Here is a 23,304-nt window from a genome sequence, read left to right on the forward strand (position 1 = left end):
CAGGCGCGGCCGGTCCGGACCTGGCCTTCCCGGGTCCGGACGCCGCAACGCGAGCTCAGCGGGAAAGCAAGTCCATGTCGGCGAGCTTTGCGCGCGTCTCTTCGACGCCGCGGACGACGTAGGCCTCGATCCCGCAGGACCGCGCCCCTTCCACGTTGACGGCGTTGTCGTCGAAGAATACGGCCGCGTCCGCGCCGATGCGCAGCTCGGCGAGCGCCAGCTCGAAGAAGGCCCGGTCGGGCTTGATCTCGCCCACGTGGTGCGAGGCGATGACTCGCCCGACGCGCTCGAACAGGCCGTAGGAGGCCGCGATGGGCCAATGCACGCCACTGATGTTGGTGAGGATGGCCGTGTCGTGGCGCGCGGCGAGTTCGTCGAGGAGCTCGTGTGCCCCGTCGTAGGGGCCACGGAGCCACCCCCTGAAATGCACGAGGAACTCCTCGGGGGTGACCGAAAGCCCGAATTCGCGCACGGCGGCGCGGGTGAACTCGCCCGTTTCCATGCGGCCCGTCTCGTGGGCGCGGACCGCCGGGGAGGCGAGCCAGCGCCGCCACATCTCCGCGGCGGTGAGGTTGCCGCCCATCAGCTCGAGGAAGGGCCGCTCGCCGCCCAGCTCCACGAGTACGCCCCCCATGTCGAGGAGGACGGCCCGTCTCATGCGCAGAGCCGCTTGAGCGCCTCCTGGTACTTCTCCGAGGTCTTCAGCGCCACCTCGCGCGGCACTTGCGGCGCCGGGGGCTTCCTCGCGAAGCCGATCGAATCGAGCCAGTTGCGCACGTACTGCTTGTCGAAGCTCTCCGGGCTCTCTCCCACCTTGTACGTCGCGAGCGGCCAGAAACGGGAGGAGTCCGGCGTGAGGATCTCGTCGATGAGGTGCAGCGTTCCGCCCGCGTCCGTGCCGAACTCGAACTTGGTGTCGGCGATGATGATGCCCTTCGTGAGCGCGAACTCGGCCGCCGTCGTGTAGAGCCTGATCGCGACGTCGCGCACTTCCTTCGCGCGCGCTTCCCCCACGATCTGCGCCATTCGCTCGAACGTGATGTTCTCGTCGTGCATCCCGGCCTCGGCCTTGGTGGCCGGGGTGAAGATGGGCTGCGGCAGCTTGGAGGCGCGCTCGAGTCCCGGCGGCAGCTTGATGCCGCACACACTCTGCGATTCCCGGTACTCCTTCCACCCCGAGCCCTCGAGGTAGCCGCGAACGACCGCTTCCACCGGCAGGGGCTTGAGCTTCTTCACCACGATCGAGCGGCCGCGCACCTGCTCGCGCTCCTGCGGCGCCACGACGCTTTCCGGGTCGATGCCGGTCAGGTGATTCGGCACGACGCCGGCGAGCTTCGCGAACCAGAAGTTCGCCACCTCCGTGAGGACACGGCCCTTTTCGGGGATGGGCGTGGGCATCACCACGTCGTAGGCGGAAAGGCGGTCGCTCGCCAGGAGCAGCATCCTGTCGTCGCCTACGGCGTAGATGTCACGCACCTTCCCGCGCGCGATGAGCGGCAGCGACTCCAGGCTGGATTCGAAGACGTCCATGGGTGTCAGACGACGACCGCCTTCAGCTCGCCCTTCGCATAGCGAGCCGCCATCTTCTCCAGCGTGACGGGCGCGAGCTTCGAGCCCTGGCCGGCGCAGCCGAACTGCTGGTAGCGCTGCCTGCAGATCTCCTTCGCGGCCGCGCGTGCGGGCTTCAGGAAGTCGCGCGGATCGAAGGCGCTCTTGTTCGCGTTGAGGTACTTGCGCACCGCGGCGGTCATCGCGAGACGGATGTCGGTGTCGATGTTCACCTTGCGCACGCCGTGCTTGATGCCCTCCTGGATTTCCTCGACGGGCACGCCGTAGGTTTCCTTCATCTCGCCGCCGTTGTCGCGGATGATCTGCAGCAGGTCCTGCGGCACGCTCGAGGAGCCGTGCATCACCAGGTGCGTGTTCGGGATGCGCGCATGGATCGCCTTGATGCGGTCGATGGCGAGGATGTCGCCGGTGGGCTTCCTCGTGAACTTGTAGGCGCCGTGCGAAGTGCCGATGGCGATGGCGAGCGCGTCCACGCCGGTCTTCTTCACGAAGTCGGCGGCCTGCTCGGGGTCGGTGAGGAGCATCTCGCGCGTCATCTTGCCCTCGGCGCCGTGCCCGTCCTCCTTGTCGCCCATCATCGTCTCGAGCGACCCCAGGCAGCCCAACTCGCCCTCGACGGAGACGCCGAGGCGGTGCGCCATGTCGACCACCTGTTTCGTCACATCCACGTTGTATTCGTAGGAGGCGATCGACTTGCCGTCGGCCTGCAGCGAGCCGTCCATCATCACGCTGGAGAAGCCCAGCTTGATGGCGCCTTCGCACACCGCCGGCGACTGGCCGTGGTCCTGGTGCATGGCGACGGGTGTGTTGGGATAGGTCGCGACGGCCGCCTCGATCAGGTACTTGAGGAAAGTCTCGCCGGCGTATTTCCGCGCGCCGGCGGAGGCCTGCATGATCACCGGGCTGTCGGTCTCGGCGGCCGCCTCCATGATCGCCTGCACCTGCTCCAGGTTGTTCACGTTGAAGGCGGGAAGGCCGTAGCCGTTCTCGGCCGCGTGGTCCAGCAGTTGACGCATCGATACGAGTGCCATGGTTCCTCCGGGGTCTGTCAGCGGGTGCCGGCGAGCGGCCGGCAAGATGGGATCATTTTACGGCGATTGCATTCAGGAACCGTGTTGCTCTCCGACGCGGACGATCTTCATCGTGTTCGTCCCCCCGGACTTCCCGATGGGCTCGCCGATGGTGAGGACGATGAGATCGCCTTCCTTCACGGCACCGCTCTGCACGAGCACCGCCTCGGCTTCCGTGAGCAGCTCCTCCCGGTCGTGGCCGATGTAGCGAACGATGAGGGGAAAGACGCCGCGGAACAGCGTGGTGCGGTAGCGGGTCGAGGTCTGCGAGGTGAGGGCGTAGATGGGAACGCCGCAGTTCAGGCGGCTCATCCACAGCGCGGTCGAACCCGATTCCGTGAGGGAGGCGATCGCCTTCACCTTCAGGTGGAAGGCGGTGAAGAGCGCGGCCATGGCGATCGACTGATCGACGCGCTGGAAGACGCGGTCCAGGAATTCCTTGTCGAGCGTCACGGTCTGCGACTTCTCGGCCTCGACGCAGATGCGGCTCATGGCCTCGATCGTCTCGACGGGGTACTGGCCCGAGGCGCTTTCGGCCGAGAGCATCACCGCGTCCGTGCCGTCGAGGACGGCGTTGGCCACATCGGACACTTCCGCGCGCGTGGGAACGGGCGAGGAGATCATCGATTCCATCATCTGCGTGGCGGTGATCGTGAGCTTGTTGAGCTCCCTGGCCTGCCGGATCATGCGCTTCTGCAGCGAAGGCACCGAGGCGTCGCCCACTTCCACGGCGAGGTCGCCCCGGGCCACCATGATGCCGTCGCTTGCCCGCATGATGTCGTCGAGGGCGGGGATCGCCTCGGCGCGCTCGATCTTGGCGATCAGGAGGCCGTGGCCGCCGCCGGCGCGCAGCAGCTCCCCGGCCATGTACATGTCGGCGCCGCTCTTCGGGAACGAGACCGCAAGGTAGTCCACCTTGAGGCGCGCGGCCGTGCGGATGTCCTCGATGTCCTTGGGCGTGAGCGCCGGCGCGGTGAGCCCGCCGCCCTGGCGGTTGATGCCCTTGTTGTTGGACAAGGCGCCGCCATGGCGGGTGACGGTGCGGATCTCGCTCCCCTGGACTTCCTTCACGTCGAGGACGATCTTCCCGTCGTCGAGGAGCAGCACGTCGCCCACCTTCACGTCGCGCGGCAGCTCCTTGTAGTCCAGGCCGGCGCGCGTGTCGTCGCCCAGCTCGCACTCGGCATCGAGGATGAACGCCTGCCCGGGCTTGAGGGAGATTCTCCCCTCCTTGAACTTGCCGACGCGGATCTTGGGTCCCTGGAGGTCGGCCATGATGCCCACCGTGCGCCCGACCTTGCGGCAGACCTCGCGCACCATCTGCGCGCGCGCCTCGTGGTCCGCGGAGGTGCCGTGCGAGAAGTTGAGGCGCACCACGTCCACGCCGGCGCGCATCATGCGCTCGAGCACAGCCGGGTCGCTCGAGGCGGGCCCGAGCGTGGCCACGATCTTGGTGTTTCGCATTCTTCCGGGGCTCCCCTTGGTTGTTGGTTTCGATGCTACCCCGTAGCAGGAATCGGGCCTATCCGTCGGCTCGCGATTCCAGGATCTCGACGGCCGGAAGCACCTTGCCCTCGAGGAACTCGAGGAATGCGCCGCCTCCCGTGGAGATGTAGCCGATCCTGTCGGTGACGCCGTACTTGGCGATGGCCGCGAGCGTGTCGCCACCGCCCGCGATGGAGAAGGCGGGCGATTGCGCGATGGCTTCGGCCAGCGCCTTCGTGCCGCCGCCGAATTGCTCGAACTCGAACACGCCCACCGGGCCGTTCCACACGATGGTGCCGGCGGTCTTCACGATCTGCGCGTAGCGCATGGCCGTCTGCGGACCGATGTCGAGGATCAGGTCGTCGTCGCCCACGTCCTTCGCGGCCTTGACCGTGGCGGGCGAATCGGCGGCGAACGCCTTCGCGCACACCGCGTCGGTGGGCACGGGCACGCGCGCGCCGCGCGCCTCCATCATCACCAGGATCTCCTTCGCCTCGGGCGCGAGGCCAGCTTCGCAGAGCGATTTTCCGACGGGCAGGCCGGCGGCCAGCATGAAGGTGTTGGCAATGCCGCCGCCCACGATCAGCTGGTCAACCCTGGCGGAAAGGCTCTTCAGGATGGTGAGCTTGGTCGAGACCTTCGAGCCGGCCACGATCGCCACCAGCGGGCGCTTCGGGTTCGCGAGCGCGCGTCCCAGCGCTTCCAGTTCCGCCGCGAGCAGCGGCCCCGCGCAGGCTACCTTGGCGAATTTCGCGATGCCGTGCGTCGTGGCTTCGGCGCGGTGGGCGGTTCCGAAGGCGTCGTTCGCGTACACGTCGCAGAGCGCCGCCATCTTGCGCGCGAGCGCCTCGTCGTTCTTCTTCTCGCCCTTGTTCACGCGGCAGTTCTCGAGCATCACCACCTGGCCCGGCTCGACCGCCACCCCGTCCACCCAGTCGCGCACCAGGGGCACGTCGCGGCCCAGCAGTTGCGCCAGTCGCCGGGCCACGGGAGCCAGGGAATCGGCCGGCGCGAGCGTGCCTTCCGTGGGGCGCCCGAGGTGCGAGGTCACCATCACCGCGGCGCCCTTGTCGAGCGCCAGGCGGATGCCCGCCACGGAAGCGCGGATGCGCGTGTCGTCGGTGATCGATCCGTCGCCGGCCTGCGGCACGTTCAGGTCCGCACGGATGAACACGCGCTTGCCCTCGAGGTCGAGATCGGCGAGCTTGAGGACTTTCATGGCTTCGCCTCGGGCGGCTACTTCGCAGCCATCAGGGCGATGGTGGTGTCCAGCATGCGATTGCTGAAGCCCCACTCGTTGTCGTACCAGGAGCTCACCTTCACGAGTCGGCCGGAGACCTTGGTGAGCGTCGCGTCGAACGTGGAGGAGGCGGGGTCGTGGTTGAAGTCTATCGACACCAGCGGGCCCGTGTTGTAGTTGAGGATGCCCTTGAGCGCGGCCGACCCGGAGGCCTCCTTCATGATCGCGTTCACCTCGTCGACGGTGGTGTCGCGCGCGGCGATGAAGGAGAGGTCGACGAGGGACACGTTGATGGTGGGCACGCGAATCGCGTAGCCGTCGAGCTTGCCGTTGAGTTCCGGGAGCACCAGGCCCACGGCGGCCGCGGCGCCGGTCTTGGTCGGGATCATCGACATGGTGGCCGAGCGGGCGCGGCGCAGGTCCTCGTGGTACACGTCGGTGAGCACCTGGTCATTGGTGTAGGCGTGGATCGTGGTCATGAGGCCGTTCACCAGGCCGATCCTGTCGTTCAGCGGCTTCACCATGGGGGCCAGGCAGTTGGTGGTGCAGGAGGCGTTGGAGATCACGGTGTGCGAGGCCTTCAGCACGCCCTGGTTCACGCCATAGACGACGGTTGCATCGACGTCCTTGCCGCCGGGCGCGGAAATGATCACCTTCTTCGCTCCGCCCTTGAGGTGCGCGCCGGCTTTCTCCTTCGTGTTGAAGAAGCCCGTGCACTCGAGCACGACGTCCACCTTAAGCTCGCCCCACGGCAACTGCGACGGGTCGCGGTTGGCCAGCACGCGAATGCGGTCGCCGTTCACGACCATGTGGTCGCCATCGACCGTCACCGTCCCCGGGAACTTGCCATGGGCGGTGTCGTAGCGGGTGAGGTGGGCGTTGGTCTCGGCGTTGCCGAGGTCGTTCACCGCGACGATGACGATGTCGTGCTTCTTGCCGTCCTCATAGTGGGCGCGGAGGATGTTGCGGCCGATGCGGCCGTAGCCATTGATGGCGACGCGGATAGTCATGTTGGGGGCTCCGAGGCGGAAAGGTGCGGGGAAAGCGCTATTTTAAGCCAAAGGCCGGAGCGCACTTTGACGAGGGTCACCAATCCTCCTGCGTGCCCGTGCGTCCTCCGGGTTCGCTGTGCTCAATTCTTCTGGAGCACCGACCTTACCGCGGCCACGACGTGGTCGGCGTCGACGCCGAAGTACTTGTACACGACGTCCGCGGGGGCGGATTCGCCGAACCGGTCGACGCCGATCGCGGCGCCCTCGAGGCCCACGTACTTGCGCCAGAAGTCGGTGACGCCCGCTTCCACGGACACGCGCGGCATGCCCCCGGGCAGGACGGCGGCGCGCCAGGCGGCGTCCTGCCGGTCAAAGGCGCTGGTGCAGGGCATGGAGACGACGCGCACCGGGATTCCGGCTTCGGCCAGCGTCTTCTGCGCGGCCAGGGCCAGCGAGACTTCCGATCCCGTGGCGATGATCGCGGCCTTCGGTGCGCCCGCGGCCTCCGAGAGCACGTAGCCGCCCCGGCGGATGGCTGCCACCTGCTCCGGCGCGCGCTTCACGAAGGGCACGTTCTGGCGCGACAGCGCGAAGGCGGTCGGCCCGTCACGGCGCTCGATCGCCGCGGCCCAGGCCACGGCCGTCTCGACCGTGTCGCAGGGACGCCAGAGGTCCATGCCCGGGATCAGGCGAAGGCTCGACACGTGCTCGACGGCCTGGTGGGTGGGTCCATCCTCGCCCAGGCCGATGGAGTCGTGCGTGAAGACGAAGATGTTCCTCAGCTTCATGAGCGCGGCCATGCGCAGGGCGTTCCGGGCGTAGTCGCTGAAGACGAGGAAGGTGCCGGAATAGGGAATGAAGCCGCCGTGCAGCGCGATGCCGTTGAGGATCGCGGCCATGCCGAACTCGCGCACGCCGAAGTTCACGTAGTTGCCCGCGCTGGTGGCGGAGACGGACTTCGAGCCTGACCAGTTGGTGAGGTTCGAGCCGGTGAGATCCGCGGAGCCCCCCAGGAAGCCGGGCAGGTGCGGCGCGATGGCCTCGATCGCGATCTGGGAAGCCTTGCGGGTGGCCACGGTCTCGGCTTTTTCGCAGGCCCTGGCGAGCATGGCCTCGACCACCTCGCCCCAGTTCGCCGGCAAATCGCCGGCCATGCGGCGGCGCAATTCGCGGGCCAGCTCGGGGTGCGCCTTCGCGTAGGCGTCGAAGCGCCCGTTCCAGTCGGTCTCGAGCCCGGCGCCGCGTGCGCGCTGGTCCCAGGCCGCGTAGATGGGCGCCGGGATCTCGAACGGCGGGTACGGCCAGCCAATGGCCTGGCGCGTGGCGGCCACTTCCTTCTCGCCCAGCGCGGACCCGTGAACGCCTTCCGTGCCCTGCTTGTGGGGCGAGCCCTTGCCGATGATCGTCTTGCAGCAGATGAGCGTGGGCCGGGACGAATCGGCCCTCGCCTCCGCGATGGCGCCCTCGACGGCCTTCGCGTCGTGGCCGTCCACGTTCGGGATCACGTGCCAGCCGTAGGCGGCGAAGCGCATCGGCGTGTTGTCCCGGAACCAACCGTCGACGTGGCCGTCGATCGAAATGCCGTTGTCGTCGTAAATGGCGATGAGCTTGCCCAGCTCGAGCGTGCCCGCAAGCGAGCATGCCTCGTGCGAGATGCCCTCCATGAGGCAGCCGTCGCCCACGAAGACGTAGGTCTGGTGGTCCACGACCGTGTGGCCGGGGCGGTTGAACTCCGCCGCGAGAAGTTTCTCGGCGAGCGCCATGCCCACGGCGTTGGCGAGCCCCTGGCCGAGCGGGCCCGTGGTCGTTTCCACCCCGGGCGTCACGCCGACCTCGGGATGGCCCGGCGTCTTCGAGTGCAACTGCCGGAAGGCCTTCAGGTCGTCCAGGCTGACCGCGTAGCCCGTGAGGTGAAGCAGCGCGTACTGCAGCATCGAGCCGTGCCCGTTGGAGAGCACGAAGCGGTCGCGGTCGGCCCAGGACGGGTTGGCCGGGTTGTAGCGCAGGAACCGGCGCCACAGCACCTCGGCGATATCGGCCATGCCCATGGGCATGCCGGGGTGGCCGGAATTGGCCTTCTGGACGGCGTCCATCGCGAGGGCGCGAATGGCGTTGGCGAGGTCGTGCGGCGTTACGGAGGTCGTGGTCATGCGCTTGGGGGGGGCGTGAGTGCGGACTGCGTGAAGGGGGCTTTCGGTTCGTATTATCGGGCATGGGCGCCGCGGCCGCTACGGGCGGCGGCCGGCGCGGTCATCGCGAGATGATCTGCTTCCTGCGCTCGATCAGGCGCCAGATCATCGGCGTGAAGATGGTCTGCATGGCCAGGTCCATCTTGCCTCCGGGCACCACGATCGTGTTGGCGCGCGACATGAAGGAGTCGTGCAGCATCGACAGCAGGTACGGGAAATCGATGCCGCGCGGGTTCGCGAAGCGGATGACGAGGAAACTCTCGTCGGGCGTGGGGATGTAGCGCGCCACGAAGGGGTTCGAGGTGTCCACCGTCGGCACGCGCTGGAAGTTGATGTGGGTGCGCGAGAACTGCGGGGTGATGTAGTGCACGAAGTCGTGCATCCGGCGCAGGATCGTGTCGGTCACCGCTTCCGTCGAGTAGCCGCGCATGTTGCGGTCGCGGTGCAGCTTCTGGATCCACTCCAGGTTGATGACCGGCACCACGCCGATGAGCAGGTCCGGATGCTTCGCGACGTCGAAGCCGTCGCCCGCCACCGCGCCGTGCAGCCCTTCGTAGAAGAGGAGGTCGGTGCCTTCCGGAATCTCCTCCCAGGGCGTGAACGTGCCCGAGGGCTGCTTGTAGGGCGCGGCCTCGCCGTCGTCGTGCAGGTACTTGCGCCGCTTGCCGCGGCCGGTTTCCGCGTAGGCGCGGAAGAGTTCCTCGAGCTCGGGGAACAGGTTCGCCTCGGGGCCGAAGTGGCTCATGTTCCGCTTCCCGGTGGCGAGGGCCTCGGCCATCTTCGCCTTCATCTCGGCGCGGTCGTAGCGGTGGAAGCTGTCGCCCTCGATGAAGGCGGCGTTCACGTTCTCGCGCCGGAAGATCTGCTCGAACGTGCGCATGACCGACGTGGTTCCGGCACCCGAGGAACCGGTGATCGCGATGATGGGGTGCTTCGCCGACATGGGAAATCCTCTCTCGGAAAAAGCGGAAGAAGGGGTCTGTCCCCTTTTCAGGCCTTGGTGAAGAGCGAGCGCTCGTGGAACAGCGGCGGGGCCGTCGGAGGCGCCACGCCCGCGTCGTGGTCGTGGTGGTAGGACTCGATGCGCGCGACCTCGTCGCGCGAGCCGAGAATCACCGGGACGCGCTGGTGCAGGGAGGCGGGCTCCACCTCGAGGATGCGGCCCCGGCCCGTGGAGGCGGCGCCGCCCGCCTGTTCGATGATCATCCCCATCGGGTTCGCCTCGTACATCAGGCGAAGCCGCCCGGGCCTGGTGGGGTCCTTGGTGTCGCGCGGATACATGAAGAGGCCGCCGCGCACGAGGATGCGGTGCACCTCGGCCACCATCGAGGCGATCCAGCGCATGTTGAAGTCGGCGCCACGCGGCCCCGACCTGCCCTGCACGCACTCGGACACGTAGCGGCGCACAGGCGGCTCCCAGAAGCGTTCGTTCGAGGCGTTGATCGCGAACTCGCGCGTGGCGGCCGGGATCTTCATGTCGGGGTGCGTGAGGATGAACTCGCCCATGTTGCGGTCGAGCGTGAAGCCGTGCGTGCCCCGCCCCAGGGTGAGCACCAGCATGGTGGTGGGGCCGTAGATCGCGTAGCCCGCGGCCACCTGGCGCGTGCCGGGCTGCAGGAAATCCTCCGTGCGCGGCTCGGTCACGCCATCCGGGCAGCGCAGCACCGAGAAGATGCTGCCCACCGAGACATTCACGTCGATGTTGGACGAGCCGTCGAGCGGGTCGAACACGAGGAGGTAGCGTCCGCGCGGGTGCTCCTCCGGGATGGGGATGGGTTCCTCGCGCTCCTCGGACACCAGCCCGGCGAGGGTGCCGCTCCACTCGTTGGTCCGCACGAAGATCTCGTCGGCCAGCACGTCCAGCTGCATCTGGGTCTCGCCCTGGACGTTTTGCGAGCCGGCCGTGCCGCCCGTGCCCGACAGGGCTCCCTGGCCGATCACATGGGCGATGCGCTTGCAGGCGAGGCGGACGTTGTTCACGACCGCCGTGAAGGCGCCCGTGGCGGCCGGGACCCGGCGCTGCTCGCGCAGCAGGAATTCCGTGATCGTGGGCCGGGTTTCGACCTGGAAGGTCTGTTTCATGGAAACTCTCCTCGGTCAGCCTGCCGTCGCCGCGGTGCGCGCGTGCATCCGCTCGAGGGCCTCGAGCGAGAGCCAGGCGCCGCCGGCGCGGTTCGCCGATGCGGCGTCAAGCGGCGTGCCCAGGTCGCCCAGGTGCGGCAGCGTGAGGTCGGCCTCGCCGAAGTCCTGGCTCGCGGTCCAGCGCGTGGGCGTCACCACCGTGAACAGCCCCGCGGCCTTGGCGGCAGCCAGGCCGTTGGCGGAATCCTCGAAAGCGACGGCCTGCGAGGCGCCAAGCCCCAGCGTCGACAGAGCGAGGCGGTAGATGTCGGGCGCGGGCTTCTTCGCCGGCACGACGTCGCCGCAGGCGATGACCGCGAAGCGCTTGTGCGCGTTGCTGCCCAGCTCGGCATCCAGCAGCGCCGCGACGTTCGCCGAAGTGGTGGTGGAGGCGATTCCCACGCGGATGCCTGCCGCGGTCGCCTCCTCGAGCAGGCGTGCAATGCCGGGGCGAAGCGGGGAGCCGCCGCTGGCAACGAGTTCCGCGTAGCGTTCGGTCTTCACGCGGTGCAGCCCCGGCACGTTGGCGAGCAGCCGGCCGCGTTCCTCGCGCGTGACCGGCAGCCTCTCGAAGAAATGCGCGAGCCGCTCCTTCCCGCCGGAGATGCGCAGCAGCACTTCGTACTGCTCCGGGCTCCAGTCGTAGGGCAGCCGGAACTCCAGGAAAGCCGAGTTGAATGCCTGGCGGTGGGTTTCCTCCGTGTCGGCGAGAGTGCCGTCAACGTCGAACAGGAGAGCGGAGAGCGCCATGGTGGTTCCTTTCCGGTTGACGGCTCGTCCCCCGGCCCGTCAGGCCGCGGTGCCGCGATGGATCACGAGCGCCGTGCCCTGCGTCTGGCGCAGCTTGTCGTAGCCGACGAGGCGCACGTGGTTGCCGGGGTTCGCCTTGCGGCAGGCCTCGGCTTCCGCGAGCACCTTGTCCGCGCTCGTCTCCCCGAACATCGGCAGCTTCCACATGTACCAGTAGGATCCCGTGGCGTGCTGCGGTTCCGCATGCTCGATGGCCGGCGCCCAGCCCTGCGCGAGAAGGTACTCGACTTGCCGGCGAAGGTCCTGCGCGGACATCGGGGGCAGGTAGGAGAAAGTGCCGAACTTGCGGCTGGCGGAATCCGACAGCCTCGAGTGGTAATCCTGGATGACGCTCATGGGGGTCCCCTCCGGTCTCAGGCGTGGGCGACGTCGAGCTTGTCGACGACATCGAATTCGAACTTGATTTCCTTCCAGGTCTCCATCGCGACGCGCAGCTCCGGGCTGGACTTCGCGGCGGCAACGAGGATCTCCTTGCCTTCCTTCTCGACCGGGCGGCCGGCGTTGCGGGCCTCGACGCACGCTTCCAGCGCAACACGGTTGGCGGCCGCGCCGGCCGCGTTGCCCCAGGGATGGCCGAGCGTGCCGCCGCCGAACTGGAACACCGCGTCGTCGCCGAAGATGGCGAGCAAGGCGGGCATGTGCCAGACGTGGATGCCGCCGGAGGCGACTGCGAAGGCGCCGGGCATGGAGCCCCAGTCCTGGTCGAAGAAGATGCCGCGCGAGCGGTCCTCCTTGATGTAGCGGTTGCGCAGCAGGTCGATCCAGCCCAGCGTGGACTGGCGGTCGCCCTCGAGCTTGCCGACGACGGTGCCGGTGTGCAGGTGGTCGCCGCCGGACAGGCGCAGCGCCTTGGTGAGCACGCGGAAGTGGATGCCGTGGTGGCGGTCGCGGTCGATGACCGCGTGCATGGCGCGGTGGATGTGCAGGAGCATGCCGTTGTTGCGGCACCAGTTGGCCAGGCCCGTGTTGGCGCAGAAGCCGCCCGTCAGGAAGTCATGCATGATGATCGGCATGCCGAGTTCCTTGGCGAATTCGGCGCGCTTGTACATCTCCTCCGGCGTGGGGGCGGTCACGTTGAGGTAGTGGCCCTTCCTCTCGCCCGTCTCGGCCTCGGCCTTGCGGATGGCTTCGGCCACGAAGGTGAAGCGGTCGCGCCAGCGCATGAAGGGCTGGGAATTGACGTTCTCGTCGTCCTTCGTGAAGTCGAGTCCGCCGCGCAGGCACTCGTACACGGCGCGTCCGTAATTCTTGGCCGACAGGCCCAGCTTGGGCTTGATCGTGCAGCCCAGCAGCGGGCGGCCGTACTTGTCCATCTTGTCGCGCTCGACCTGGATGCCGTTGGGCGGGCCGCCGCAGGTCATCACGTAGGCGATCGGGAAGCGCACGTCCTCCAGGCGCAGGGCGCGGATCGCCTTGAACCCGAAGACGTTGCCGACCAGCGAGGTGAAGACGTTCACGACCGACCCTTCCTCGAAGAGATCGATGGGGTAGGCGATGAAGGCGTAGAAGCAGGTGTCGTCGCCCGGAACGTCCTCGATGCGGTAGGCGCGGCCCTTGTAGTGGTCGAGGTCGGTGAGCAGGTCGGTCCACACCGTGGTCCAGGTGCCGGTGGACGATTCGGCCGCCACCGCGGCGGCCGCCTCTTCGCGATCGACACCGGCCTGCGGGGTGATCTTGAAGCAGGCCAGGATGTCGGTTTCCCTGACCGCGTAGTCCGGTTCCCAGTAGGTGTGGCGGTATTCCTTGACCCCGGCGCTGTAGGCCTTGGCGGCTGGCTTCATTCACGGCTCCTCGGTGGCGTCTGTATGGTAAGAATGTAAGTGTTCCGTTTCATAAGAGACAGTCACGGCTTGTTATCATTGTCATAAGCTCCAGCTGATCATTCACCGCAGCGTCACCGGAACAGCCCGAGGTAGAGCAGCGGCAGCCGTTCGGGCAGGTGTTCCACGCGGTCGACGACGGCGTAGCGGTTGGCCCCGAAGATGCGCGAAACGTAGTCGTCGGCCGCGGGATCGAGGCTGATGCAATAGGTGCCGACGCCGTCGCGGGCGAGCGCCTCGACGGCCTTGCGCGCGTCCGCGCGCAGGTATTGCGGATCGCGCACGTCCACGTCCGAGGGCGCGCCGTCCGTGAGCACGATGAGGAGCTTGCGCTTGTGCGGCTGGCGCGCGAGCAGGGCGCCCGCGTGGCGAATCGCCGCCCCCATGCGCGTGGAAAGCCTTCCGGTCATCCCGGCCAGCCGCGCCTTGGCGGGCGCCGCCCAGGGTTCCCCGGCGTCCTTGAAGCGCAGGTACTCGACCTCGTGGCGGCCGTCGGAGGCGAAACCGTGGATGGCGAACGGGTCGCCCAGCCTCGCCATGGCGTCGGCAAGCAGCGCCGTGGCCTCGCGGGTGAGAGCGAGCACGGTCGTGTGGCCGCCGCGCATGGTCTCGTTGGTCGATTGCGAGAGGTCGAGGAGCAGCGTCACGGCAAGGTCGCGCGTGTGCCGCACGGTCCGCTTGTGGATGCGGGTGTCGGGTGCACGGTTCATCCGCAGGTCGACCACGGCGCGCAGGGCGGCCTCCAGGTCGATCTCGTCTCCTTCCTCCTGCCGGCGCAGCCTTTTCGCGCCCTGCGGTCGCAAGGCTTCGATGAGGCGCCGCAGCCGCGAGACCAGGGGCCGATGGGCGGCGATGACGGCGTCGATCGTGGCGGCGTCGCCCGCGGGCGCGGGCCTTTCGAGCACCGTGACCCAGTCCGGGCGGTCGGCACCGAGCTGGTAGTCCCATTCCGGATAGTGGACGGGATCGGCGACTGGCGGCCGGCCCTCGCGTTCGTTGTAGCTGCGCCCGTCGTCCTCGTAGGGGAAAAGCTCGGTCGGCAGCGTCCAGATTTCCTGCGCGTCGTCGCCGGCCGTCTCGATGTCCGTCGCGTTCACGAATTCCATCAGGCTAACCCGCCGGCGCACCTGCCGGTCCATCCACGGCGCGGCGTTCGCGAAGGCGTTCGCCTCGTCGAACTGCCACAGGAAGCGGTTGTCGTCGCGGTAGGCCACAGACCCCAAGTCCTCGCGAGGATGGAACGCGATACGGAACGGGGCAAGCTCTGCCGCCAGGCCGACCCCGAGATCCCACGATACGCCGTTGCCGCCAGCCGCCAATGCGCCTTCGGTCCACTGCCGGCGCAGGCGATCCACGACCGGGTGAGGGTCGCGGTACCCGGGGTCGGCGAGCGCTCGCGCCACCCGGTCGAGCAGGTCGCCGATGCGCCCGCCGCGCTCCGGCGTCGCCGCGTGCAGCCGCCGCCATAGCGGCGCGAGGCCCGGAAAATCGGCGGCGGCCAGCCGCTCCACCCGGGCATCCTCGACCGCGCCGATGGCGGCCATCTGCAGGGGGGTGAGCCCCTCGGCCGACAGCGGTTCACGGGTGTACACGAGATGCGCGGCGGCATGGGCGACCATGGCGCGATACAGGTCGAGTCCGCTCGCATGCCCTCCCGGGATCGCGAGGTCGTCCATGGCGTCGGGCACGTGGATGATGAAATCCTCGATGAAAGGCCGGCGCCCTTCGCGGCTTTCGTGATCGCCGCTCGTGGGGCGCAGCCAGAAGTCGCGCCCCCAGAGGGCGCGCAGGTACATCCCGAGCCGACGCTGCACGTCGATGAAGAGCGTTCCCTTGCGCTCCTGCTGCAGTATCGAGAGCGACTCCGGGCTCTCGAGGGCGAAATAGCGTTCCTGCGCCGCGAAGTCCGTGCGGTGCGCCCTTGCGCCCCAGAAGGCCCAGCGCCGCAGCCCGCCGAGCGTGAGGCTGCCGAGAAGCCGGTCGAGGTGCTCGAGCATCGGGCGCACGCCGCGCGGGGCCTGCGCGAGGAGCTGGTCGATGAATCCGAGCCAGGCGCCGAAGAGCGCCGGGTCCCCGAGGCGCCGCGCGGCGGTGGGGCTCGTCGAGATGACGAGGGCGATGACGGCGCCGCTCGTGCGCGAGGCCATCGCGAGCGAGGACCGGGCGAGCTGCGCCACCGCGTCCTCGCCGAGCTCGCGAGCGACCACCGGCGCTTCCTGGATGAAGCTCGCCACCGGATCGGCGCCGCGCCCGAGGTCGTGCAGGGCCTGTGCCGCCCGCAGCCAGTCCTCCAGCCCCTTGGGCGTGAAGGTCCGCGACGCCTCCTGCCACGAGGCGCGCAGCATCTCGGTGGCACGCGGGCCGAGATCGCTGCTCAGCTCGCTGAAGTCCTCGAGGTTCAGGCCCAAGGGAGCGCTCCGGGGCGGCCGTCAGAAGTAGGTGGTGACGGCGGCGTCCAGCGCATCGCGCATGTCGGGGTCGTCGGTGATGGGTCGGACCAGCGCCATGCGGCAGGCGGCCACGGGCTCCACCCCGCGCGCCATCAGCGCGCCGGCGTGCACCAGCATGCGCGTGGAGATTCCCTCGTCCAGCCCGTGCCCCTTCAGGTTGCGCGCGCGCTGCGCGACGCCCACCAGCTTGTCCGCGATCCCGGCGTCGATTCCCGCCTCGTGCGCGACGATCTCGGTTTCGACCTCGTGCCCCGGGTAGCCGAAATCGAGCGCGCCGAAGCGCTGCTTGGTCGACTGCTTGAGGTCCTTCATGAGGTTCTGGTATCCGGGGTTGTAGGAGATGACCAGCTGGAAGTCCGCGTGGGCATGCACCAGCTCGCCCTTCTTCTCGAGCGGGAGCGCGCGCCGCGTGTCGGTGAGGGGGTGGATCACGACGGTCGTGTCCTGCCGCGCCTCGACCACCTCGTCGAGATAGCAGAGGGCTCCGTGGCGCGCGGCCAGGGCGAGGGGGCCGTCCTGCCAGCGCGTGCCGGAGGCGTCGAGGAGGAAGCGCCCGACGAGGTCCGAGGCGGTCATGTCCTCGTTGCAGGCGACCGTGACGAGCGGCTTGCCGAGCTTCCACGCCATGTATTCCACGAAGCGAGTCTTGCCGCAGCCCGTCGGCCCCTTGAGCATCATCGGCATGCGCGCCCCCCATGCGGCCTCGAAGAGCGCCACTTCGTCGGCGACGGGCCGGTAGTAGGGCGCCTCGCGGATGCGGTGCGAGGCCAGGGGGTCGGCGGCTGCGGTCATGGGAAGGCTCCGATTGCGGGAAGGGCGTCCCGCGAATCTAGTCCCCGAGGTTCATAAGGTAAACTCACGTTTCTTTATCGTTACCATAAGCTTTTCAACCCCGATGCCGCTTCGCCACATCACGCTGCGCCAGCTCAAGGTGTTCGAGGCCGTCGCGCGGCACCTGTCCTTCTCGCGCGCCGCCGAGGAACTCCACCTCACGCAGCCCGCGGTCTCGATGCAGGTGAAGAGCCTGGAGTCGCAGGCGGGGCTGCCGCTCGTCGAGCAGGTGGGCAAGAAGATCCACCTCACGGAGGCGGGCGCCGAGGTGGCGCGTTTCGCGCTCGAGGTGCACAGCGGGCTCAAGGACTGCGAGGACACGCTTGCGGCCATCCGCGGCGTCTCCGGCGGCCGCCTGCACCTGGCGGTGGTGAGCACGGCCAAGTACTTCGCGCCCCGGCTGCTGGCCGAATTCTCCCGCCGCCATCCCGGGGTCACGGTGAAGCTTTCGGTGACCAACCGCGAGCAGGTGATCGGGGAGCTTCAGGCGAACCAGGTGGACCTGGCGATCATGGGGCGCCCGCCCCGCGGGCTGGACGTGGAGGCCACCCAGTTCGCGAAGCACCCGCACGGCATCATCGCTTCGCCCGAGCACCCCCTCGCCCGCCGGCGCGGGCTCGAGCTGTCGAAGCTGGCCGGCGAGAACTTCCTCATCCGCGAGCCGGGGTCGGGGACCCGCATGGCGATGGAGCGCGTCTTCGCGGACCATGGCGTCAAGCCCGCGAGCAGCATGGAGCTCGCGAGCAACGAGACGATCAAGCAGGCGGTGATGGCGGGAATGGGCCTGAGCTTCCTCTCCCTGCACACCGTCGGCCTGGAACTCGCGGCGGGAAAGCTCGTGCGCCTGGACGTTCGCGGCACACCGGTCACCCGCGACTGGCACGTGGTGAGCCGCAAGGGCAAGCGCCTTTCGCCGCTGGCGGAGAGTTTCCGGGCGTTCCTCGCCGCCGAGGGCGCCAAGCTGATCGAGGAGACCACCGGCGTTCGCGTGCGCGCGAATACGGCGCCCATCGCCACGAAATCTTGAAATAAGCCGCGCGTTTCGCGCAGAATACCGTTACAATTCCACGCTTTAGTCACCGCACAACATACTGCTTGGGCATTCCTCCGCAGAAAGGGCCTCACCCGCCGCCTCTGGTCCCCGGGCGCCGCCGCGTTTCCTGAACGCACGCGGTTGCCCCGGCTCCCCGGGCGACTGGTCCCGTCACCTGCAGGGCGCTGCCAGAAAAAATGGGGGTAACGGAGTGAAGGGACTGCACATCATCGCCGACCTGTACGGCTGCCGTAATCGCGAAATGCTGGCCTCGTCCGCCAAGCTTCGCGAGACCTGCGTGAAGGCCTGCAAGGACGTGGGTCTCACGGTCCTCGGGGACCACTTCTACCAATTCGAAGGCCTGGATGCGACGCAGATCGGCGGCGCGACCGGCGCGGTCGTCTTCGCGGAATCGCACCTTGCGGTCCACACCTGGCCCGAGCGCGACGGCGCCACCCTCGATGTCTATGTCTGCAACGTGACCTGCGACAACAGCGCCAAGGCCGAGAAGCTTTACGAGACGCTCGCCGCGAGCCTGCAGGCCGACGACGTGATGGTCGAGCGCATCTGGCGCGGCCGCGACCTGCCCCTCAGGAAAACGCGTCTCGCCGCAGTGAAATAAGCCGGCCGGCCACCGCGGGGCGACGCACGCCTGGCGGCTCAAGCAATCGATCGGGGCGCATCCCTGATGTCCGAGAAGATCTTCGAATCCCTCAACGGCGCGAGCGGCGTCTGGTTCGACGGCACGCTCGTCGAGCGGCGCCAGACGCCCTTCCAGCTCCTCGAGGTCTGGGACACGCCGGAGCTCGGCCGTCTCTTCCGGCTCGACGGCTTCAACATGACGAGCGAGCGTGACGAGTTCTTCTACCACGAGAACCTCGTCCATCCCGCGGCGATCGCGCATCCGGCGCCCCGCCGCGCGCTGGTGATCGGTGGCGGCGACGGCGGCTCCTCCGAGGAATTCCTGAAGCACTCCACCATCGAGCTCGTGCACATGGCCGAGCTCGATCCGGAAGTCATCGAAGTGGCCAAGGCGCAGTTCGGGCGCGTTCACCGCGGCGCGTTCGACGATCCGCGCCTGAAGGTGACCGTGGGCGACGGACTCGCCTACCTGCGCGCGACCGACGTGCGCTACGACCTGGTGGCCATGGACCTCACCGACCCGGTCGGGCCCTCGGTGGATCTCTATTCGAGCGCCACGTTCGTGCTCGCCAAGGGCGCCATGGCCGACGGCGGCGCCCTGGTCCTGCACCTGGGATCGCCTTTCTCGCATCCGCAGCGCCTGCGCGAGACGCTCGCGAACCTGCGCAGCGCGTTCCGCATCGTGGCCCCGTACTTCGTGCACATCCCGCTCTACGGCTCCATCTGGGGGTTCGCCTGTGCCTCCGACGCGCTCGACCCCCGCTCCCTGGAGCCCGCCGAGGCCGACCGTCGCATCGCCGCGCGCGGCGTGGGAGACTTGCAGTACTACAACGGCGAGGTTCACCGCGCGATGTTCGCGCTGCCGAATTACGTGCGCGGGCTGGTCGGCTGAGGCCGCCGCCCGGCGATCGAGGGGGGAGGGGATGCTCAAGAAGCTGCGCAAGTCCTCGAGCCGCGTAACGCTGGTCCTCATCGGGCTGGCCGGCCTGGCCGGCTGCGGGGAAGACCGCCGCGACGTCTACGCCTCGCGGGAGGACTGCCTCGCCGACTGGGGCAACAAGCCCGAGGACTGCACGCCCGCCACGCAGTCGCAGCACTCGCGCAACGGCTATTACTACGGGCCGTCCTATATCCACCGGAGCTGGGGCTCCAGCGGGGGCCGCGGTTCCGGTTCGCTCTCTTCCTCGCGGTCGGGGTCCTCGAGCCATTCGTCGGGCTCGTCTGGCTCGACTTCACGCGGCGGATTCGGCTCTTCCGGTCATTCCTCCTCGAGCTGAGACCCCCCATGCAACGCGAAGAGCGCATCCCGCGCATCGACTGGCCGCGCAAGGTGGAGGAGCTGGGCTTCCGCTTCCATTCGATGGACGGCGTCTATTGGGACGAGCGCGCCTGCTACCGGTTCACCTCGGCGGAGGTGGACAAGCTCGAACTCGCCACCGGGGAGCTGCAGTCGCGCTGCATCGACGCGGCCGGCAGCGTGATCGAGCGCGGCGACTACGGGCGCTTTCGCATCCCCGAGGCGTTCATTCCCCTCATCGAGCAGTCCTGGAACGACGACGAGAAGTCGCTCTTCGGCCGCTTCGACCTCTCCTGGAACGGCAGCGGCGAGCCGAAGATGCTCGAGTACAACGCCGACACGCCCACGGCGCTCCTCGAGGCGAGCGTGGTGCAGTGGTACTGGCTGAAGGATGTCTTTCCCTCGCACGACCAGTTCAATTCCCTGCACGAGCGCCTGATCGAGCGCTGGAAGCAGATGGCCGGGGATTTTCCCGCCGACCGGATCGTGCACTTCACCTGCGTGTCCGAGAGCGAGGAGGACCAGGGCAACCTCGACTATCTGCGCGACACCGCGACGCAGGCCGGCGTCGACGCGCGCGCAATCGACATCGCCGACGTCGGCTGGGACGGGAAGCTCTTCCGCGACCTGGACGAGCGCGCGATCACCGTGCTCTTCAAGCTCTATCCGTGGGAATGGCTGATCCGCGAGGAGTTCGGGAAGAACCTGCTTGCCAGGACGGTGCGCGTGATCGAACCGGCGTGGAAGATGCTGCTTTCGAACAAGGCCATCCTGCCGGTCCTGTGGGAGATGTTCCCGGATCACCCGAACCTCCTGCCCGCGTTCTTCGAGCCCGGGAAGTTCGCCACCGACTTCGTGAAGAAGCCGCTCTACTCCCGCGAGGGCGCCAACGTCTCCATCACCGCGGGCGGGCGAACGATCGAGGAGCCGGGCGAGTACGGCGAGGAAGGGTTCATCTGGCAGGGCTATCACGAGCTCCCGCGCTTCGCGGACAACTACACGGTGATCGGCTCCTGGATCGTGGGCGAGGAGCCCGCGGGCATCGGCATCCGCGAGGACGCCTCGCCGATCACGAAGAACACCAGCCGCTTCGTTCCCCACCACTTCACCTGACCGTCCAATCCGTCGCAAAGGAACTTCCCATGGGCAACGTGCTCGCCTCTTTCTCCGGCTTCGACGACTTCCTCGCGTACTTCGCGGTCGCCCTGGTCCTGCTCGCGTGCTTCGTGACGATCTACATGCGCGTCACCCCCTATCGCGAGCTGCACCTCATCCGCGAGGGGAACATGGCCGCCTCGTTCGCCATTTCCGGGGCGCTCCTGGGATTCATCATTCCGCTCTGCTCGGCGATCAAGTACAGCGTCGGCCTGGTGGACATGGTGATCTGGGGCCTGATCGCGCTCGTGGTCCAGGTGTCGGCCTACGTGAGCGTGAAACTCATGGTGCCCACGATCTCGGGCGACATCATCGCGGGCAAGCAGGCGCAGGGCTTCTTCCTCGGCGCGCTCTCGATCGGTGTCGGCCTCATCAACGCCGCCTGCATGACCTATTGATCGACTGGGGACAGGTCGGGCTCGAGCACCCGACCTGTCCCCTGACGATCACGGTGCCCGACACCGTGCTAGCATCGGTTCGACCGCCGTTCTCCGCAGCTCCCCCATGCCTTCCCCCCGAATCCATTGCGACATCCGGCTCGGCCCGGGCGCCCAGTTTCCCCTTCCCCAGGACGCCGCCAATCACGTGGGCCGGGCGCTGCGCCTGCGCGTGGGCGATACGCTCGCGGTCTTCGACGGCCGCGGCGGGGAGTACGAGGCGACGATCCTGCGCATCGACCGGGACCGCGTTGACGTGAAGACCGGTGCCTTCCGGGATGCCGATCGCGAATCCCCCCTGCAGGTCGGGCTGGTGCAGGGCCTTCCCGAGGCGGACAAGATGGACTGGATCCTGCAGAAGTCCGTGGAGCTCGGCGTGGGCTGGGTCCAGCCCGTGATCTGCGAGCGCAGCGTCGTTCGCCTTTCCGGAGACCGCGCGGCGCGCCGCGAATCGCATTGGCAGCGGGTGGTGATCGCCGCCTGCGAGCAATGCGGCAGGAACCGCGTGCCGGAGGTGCGCCCCACCGCCGCCTTCCGCGATTGGGCCGCGCAGCCCGCGCAGGCCGTGCGCTGGATGCTGGCCCCCGGCGGCGGGGAGCCTCTTTCGTCGCAGGCGGCGCCCACCGGGCCCGTCGAATTGCTGGTCGGCCCCGAGGGGGGCCTTTCGGAGCGCGAGCTGGATATCGCCGCCACCATCGGGTTCGCCCCGGTGTCGATGGGCCCGCGCGTACTGCGCACGGAGACCGCCCCGCTCGCCGCCCTCTCCGCGATGCAGGCCCTGTGGGGCGACTTCCGCCGGTAGAATCCGCCTCGCGATCCCCTCGAATCCCGACGATGCCCAAGCCCCCCGAACTCAAGACCGAAGCCTTCGTGAAGTGGTTCCGGTCGGCCACGCCCTACATCCACCAATGGGGCGGGGCGACGTTCGTCATCGCCTTCGGGGGCGAGGTGCTGGCCGATGGCGAGTTCCAGCAGCTCACCCACGACATCAACGTGCTCATGAGCCTGGAGGTTCGCGTCGTGCTGGTGCACGGCGCGCGTCCGCAGATCGAGGAGCAGATGCGCCAGCACGGCGTGAAGCCCCGCTACGCGGGCAACCGGCGCGTGACCGACGACAAGGCGCTCGCCTGCGTGAAGGAGGCGAACGGCATCGTGCGCGTGGAAATGGAGGCGATCCTGTCCATGGAGCTCGCCAACAGCCCGATGTGGGGCGCGGACATCCGCGTGTCTTCCGGGAATTTCGTCACCGCGAAACCGGTTGGCGTCGTCGGAGGCGTCGATTTTGGCCACACGGGAGAGGTGAGGAAGATCGACGCCGAGGGCATCCGCAGGCGCCTGGACGACGACGAGGTCGTGCTCATCTCCCCGGTGGGTTTCTCCCCCACGGGCGACGTCTTCAACTGCACGCTCGAGGACGTGGCGACCTCGACCGCCATCGCGCTTGCGGCCGACAAGCTCATCTTCCTCACCGAGACGGCAGGCGCTCTCGACGCGAAGGGGCAGCTCATCTCGGAGCTCACGGTGAAGGAGGCGGGCGAGCTCGTGGCGGCCAACGGCAAGCTGCCCGAGGACGTGCAGATCTACCTGCCCTGCGCCATCAAGGCGTGCTCGAGCGGCGTGAAGCGCTCGCACCTCATCAGCCGGCACGTGGACGGGGTGCTCCTCATCGAGCTCTTCACCCACCACGGCATCGGCACGATGGTGGTGCCCGAGTCGCCGGAGGTGATTCGCGACGCGTTGCCCGCCGACATCCCGGGCATCGTGCAGATCATCGAGCCCCTCGAGCAGCAGGGCATCCTGGTCCGCCGCGACAGGGCCAAGCTCGACAGCGAGATCGACCGCTTCTTCGTGATCGAGAGCGAAGGCAACATCCTCGGGTGCGCGGCGCTCTATCCCTTTCCGGAGGAATCGACGGCCGAGCTCGCCTGCCTGGCGGTGAATCCGTTCTACCGGGACGGCGGGCGCGGCGAGCGCCTGCTCGCCTTCGCCGAGACGCGCGCGCGGAAGGCGGGGCACGAGTCGGTCTTCGTCCTCTCGACCCGCACGACGCACTGGTTCATCGAGCGCGGATTCGCAGAGGCGGACATCTCGCGGCTGCCCGGGCGCAAGCAATCGCTCTACAATTACGAACGTCGCTCCAAGATCTTCATGAAGGGACTCTAA

The 23,304-nt window shown here is 68.2% G+C and carries 22 protein-coding genes; 8 read left to right on the forward strand and 14 right to left on the reverse strand.

From position 1 onward, the window contains the following. Window positions 1-55: 55 nt before the first annotated feature. From IPP91_10930 to IPP91_10995, 14 genes are all read right to left on the reverse strand, one after another. Entirely contained in the window at window positions 56-658 is a 603-nt protein-coding gene (locus IPP91_10930) for an HAD-IA family hydrolase (GenBank protein MBL0142585.1), read from the reverse strand. Beyond that, window positions 655-1,530, reverse strand: coding sequence for a phosphoribosylaminoimidazolesuccinocarboxamide synthase (locus tag IPP91_10935; protein ID MBL0142586.1), 876 nt, complete (start codon window positions 1,528-1,530; stop codon window positions 655-657). Before IPP91_10935 ends, IPP91_10930 begins: the two co-directional genes overlap by 4 nt. A gap of 5 nt (window positions 1,531-1,535) precedes the next feature. Then, on the reverse strand, window positions 1,536-2,600 hold the full coding sequence (locus IPP91_10940) for a fructose-bisphosphate aldolase class II (protein MBL0142587.1): 1,065 nt from the start codon (window positions 2,598-2,600) through the stop codon (window positions 1,536-1,538). 72 nt (window positions 2,601-2,672) lie between these two features. Next, window positions 2,673-4,103, reverse strand: coding sequence for a pyruvate kinase (pyk, locus tag IPP91_10945; GenBank protein ID MBL0142588.1), 1,431 nt, complete (start codon window positions 4,101-4,103; stop codon window positions 2,673-2,675). A gap of 58 nt (window positions 4,104-4,161) precedes the next feature. Continuing rightward, window positions 4,162-5,343: a phosphoglycerate kinase gene (locus IPP91_10950; protein ID MBL0142589.1), complete on the reverse strand. Its 1,182-nt coding sequence runs from the start codon at window positions 5,341-5,343 to the stop codon at window positions 4,162-4,164. Between the two features lie 17 nt (window positions 5,344-5,360). Then, window positions 5,361-6,374 carry a type I glyceraldehyde-3-phosphate dehydrogenase gene (gene gap, locus IPP91_10955; protein ID MBL0142590.1) on the reverse strand — a complete coding sequence of 338 codons (1,014 nt, stop codon included), beginning with the start codon at window positions 6,372-6,374 and terminating at the stop codon, window positions 5,361-5,363. Window positions 6,375-6,496: 122 nt separating this feature from the next. Further along, on the reverse strand, window positions 6,497-8,506 hold the full coding sequence (tkt, locus tag IPP91_10960) for a transketolase (protein ID MBL0142591.1): 2,010 nt from the start codon (window positions 8,504-8,506) through the stop codon (window positions 6,497-6,499). Window positions 8,507-8,606: 100 nt separating this feature from the next. Further along, a complete protein-coding gene (locus IPP91_10965) occupies window positions 8,607-9,488 on the reverse strand; it encodes a phosphoribulokinase (GenBank protein MBL0142592.1) in 882 nt (293 codons plus the stop codon). Between the two features lie 47 nt (window positions 9,489-9,535). Further along, entirely contained in the window at window positions 9,536-10,627 is a 1,092-nt protein-coding gene (locus IPP91_10970) for a class 1 fructose-bisphosphatase (protein MBL0142593.1), read from the reverse strand. A 15-nt stretch (window positions 10,628-10,642) separates the two neighbouring features. Continuing rightward, on the reverse strand, window positions 10,643-11,416 hold the full coding sequence (locus IPP91_10975) for an HAD-IA family hydrolase (protein MBL0142594.1): 774 nt from the start codon (window positions 11,414-11,416) through the stop codon (window positions 10,643-10,645). A 39-nt stretch (window positions 11,417-11,455) separates the two neighbouring features. Next, window positions 11,456-11,812, reverse strand: coding sequence for a ribulose bisphosphate carboxylase small subunit (locus tag IPP91_10980; GenBank protein MBL0142595.1), 357 nt, complete (start codon window positions 11,810-11,812; stop codon window positions 11,456-11,458). Between the two features lie 17 nt (window positions 11,813-11,829). Then, on the reverse strand, window positions 11,830-13,257 hold the full coding sequence (locus IPP91_10985; protein MBL0142596.1) for a form I ribulose bisphosphate carboxylase large subunit: 1,428 nt from the start codon (window positions 13,255-13,257) through the stop codon (window positions 11,830-11,832). Window positions 13,258-13,370: 113 nt separating this feature from the next. After that, complete coding sequence (locus tag IPP91_10990) at window positions 13,371-15,704, reverse strand: VWA domain-containing protein (protein ID MBL0142597.1); 2,334 nt, start codon at window positions 15,702-15,704, stop codon at window positions 13,371-13,373. A 21-nt stretch (window positions 15,705-15,725) separates the two neighbouring features. Beyond that, window positions 15,726-16,538, reverse strand: coding sequence for a CbbQ/NirQ/NorQ/GpvN family protein (locus IPP91_10995; protein ID MBL0142598.1), 813 nt, complete (start codon window positions 16,536-16,538; stop codon window positions 15,726-15,728). A 103-nt stretch (window positions 16,539-16,641) separates the two neighbouring features. On the opposite strand from IPP91_10995, the gene IPP91_11000 reads away from it, so the two are divergent. The 8 genes from IPP91_11000 to argA all read left to right on the forward strand — a co-directional run bounded on the left by IPP91_11000 (window position 16,642) and on the right by argA (window position 23,304). Beyond that, window positions 16,642-17,604 (forward strand): LysR family transcriptional regulator, encoded by a 963-nt coding sequence (locus tag IPP91_11000; protein ID MBL0142599.1) that lies wholly within the window; start codon window positions 16,642-16,644, stop codon window positions 17,602-17,604. A 217-nt stretch (window positions 17,605-17,821) separates the two neighbouring features. After that, window positions 17,822-18,232 (forward strand): adenosylmethionine decarboxylase, encoded by a 411-nt coding sequence (speD, locus tag IPP91_11005; protein MBL0142600.1) that lies wholly within the window; start codon window positions 17,822-17,824, stop codon window positions 18,230-18,232. Between the two features lie 66 nt (window positions 18,233-18,298). Further along, on the forward strand, window positions 18,299-19,144 hold the full coding sequence (speE, locus tag IPP91_11010; protein ID MBL0142601.1) for a polyamine aminopropyltransferase: 846 nt from the start codon (window positions 18,299-18,301) through the stop codon (window positions 19,142-19,144). Between the two features lie 31 nt (window positions 19,145-19,175). Next, window positions 19,176-19,529 carry a hypothetical protein gene (locus IPP91_11015; GenBank protein ID MBL0142602.1) on the forward strand — a complete coding sequence of 118 codons (354 nt, stop codon included), beginning with the start codon at window positions 19,176-19,178 and terminating at the stop codon, window positions 19,527-19,529. A gap of 8 nt (window positions 19,530-19,537) precedes the next feature. Further along, the gene (locus IPP91_11020; protein MBL0142603.1) at window positions 19,538-20,662 is read left to right on the forward strand and encodes a glutathionylspermidine synthase family protein; all 1,125 of its coding nucleotides are present in this window, start codon (window positions 19,538-19,540) and stop codon (window positions 20,660-20,662) included. A 29-nt stretch (window positions 20,663-20,691) separates the two neighbouring features. Then, entirely contained in the window at window positions 20,692-21,102 is a 411-nt protein-coding gene (locus tag IPP91_11025; GenBank protein ID MBL0142604.1) for a DUF350 domain-containing protein, read from the forward strand. A 106-nt stretch (window positions 21,103-21,208) separates the two neighbouring features. After that, window positions 21,209-21,943, forward strand: coding sequence for a 16S rRNA (uracil(1498)-N(3))-methyltransferase (locus tag IPP91_11030; GenBank protein MBL0142605.1), 735 nt, complete (start codon window positions 21,209-21,211; stop codon window positions 21,941-21,943). Window positions 21,944-21,975: 32 nt separating this feature from the next. After that, window positions 21,976-23,304 carry an amino-acid N-acetyltransferase gene (gene argA / locus IPP91_11035; protein MBL0142606.1) on the forward strand — a complete coding sequence of 443 codons (1,329 nt, stop codon included), beginning with the start codon at window positions 21,976-21,978 and terminating at the stop codon, window positions 23,302-23,304.

It is taken from the genome of Betaproteobacteria bacterium (assembly GCA_016720855.1).
Classification (GTDB): domain Bacteria; phylum Pseudomonadota; class Gammaproteobacteria; order Burkholderiales; family Usitatibacteraceae; genus FEB-7.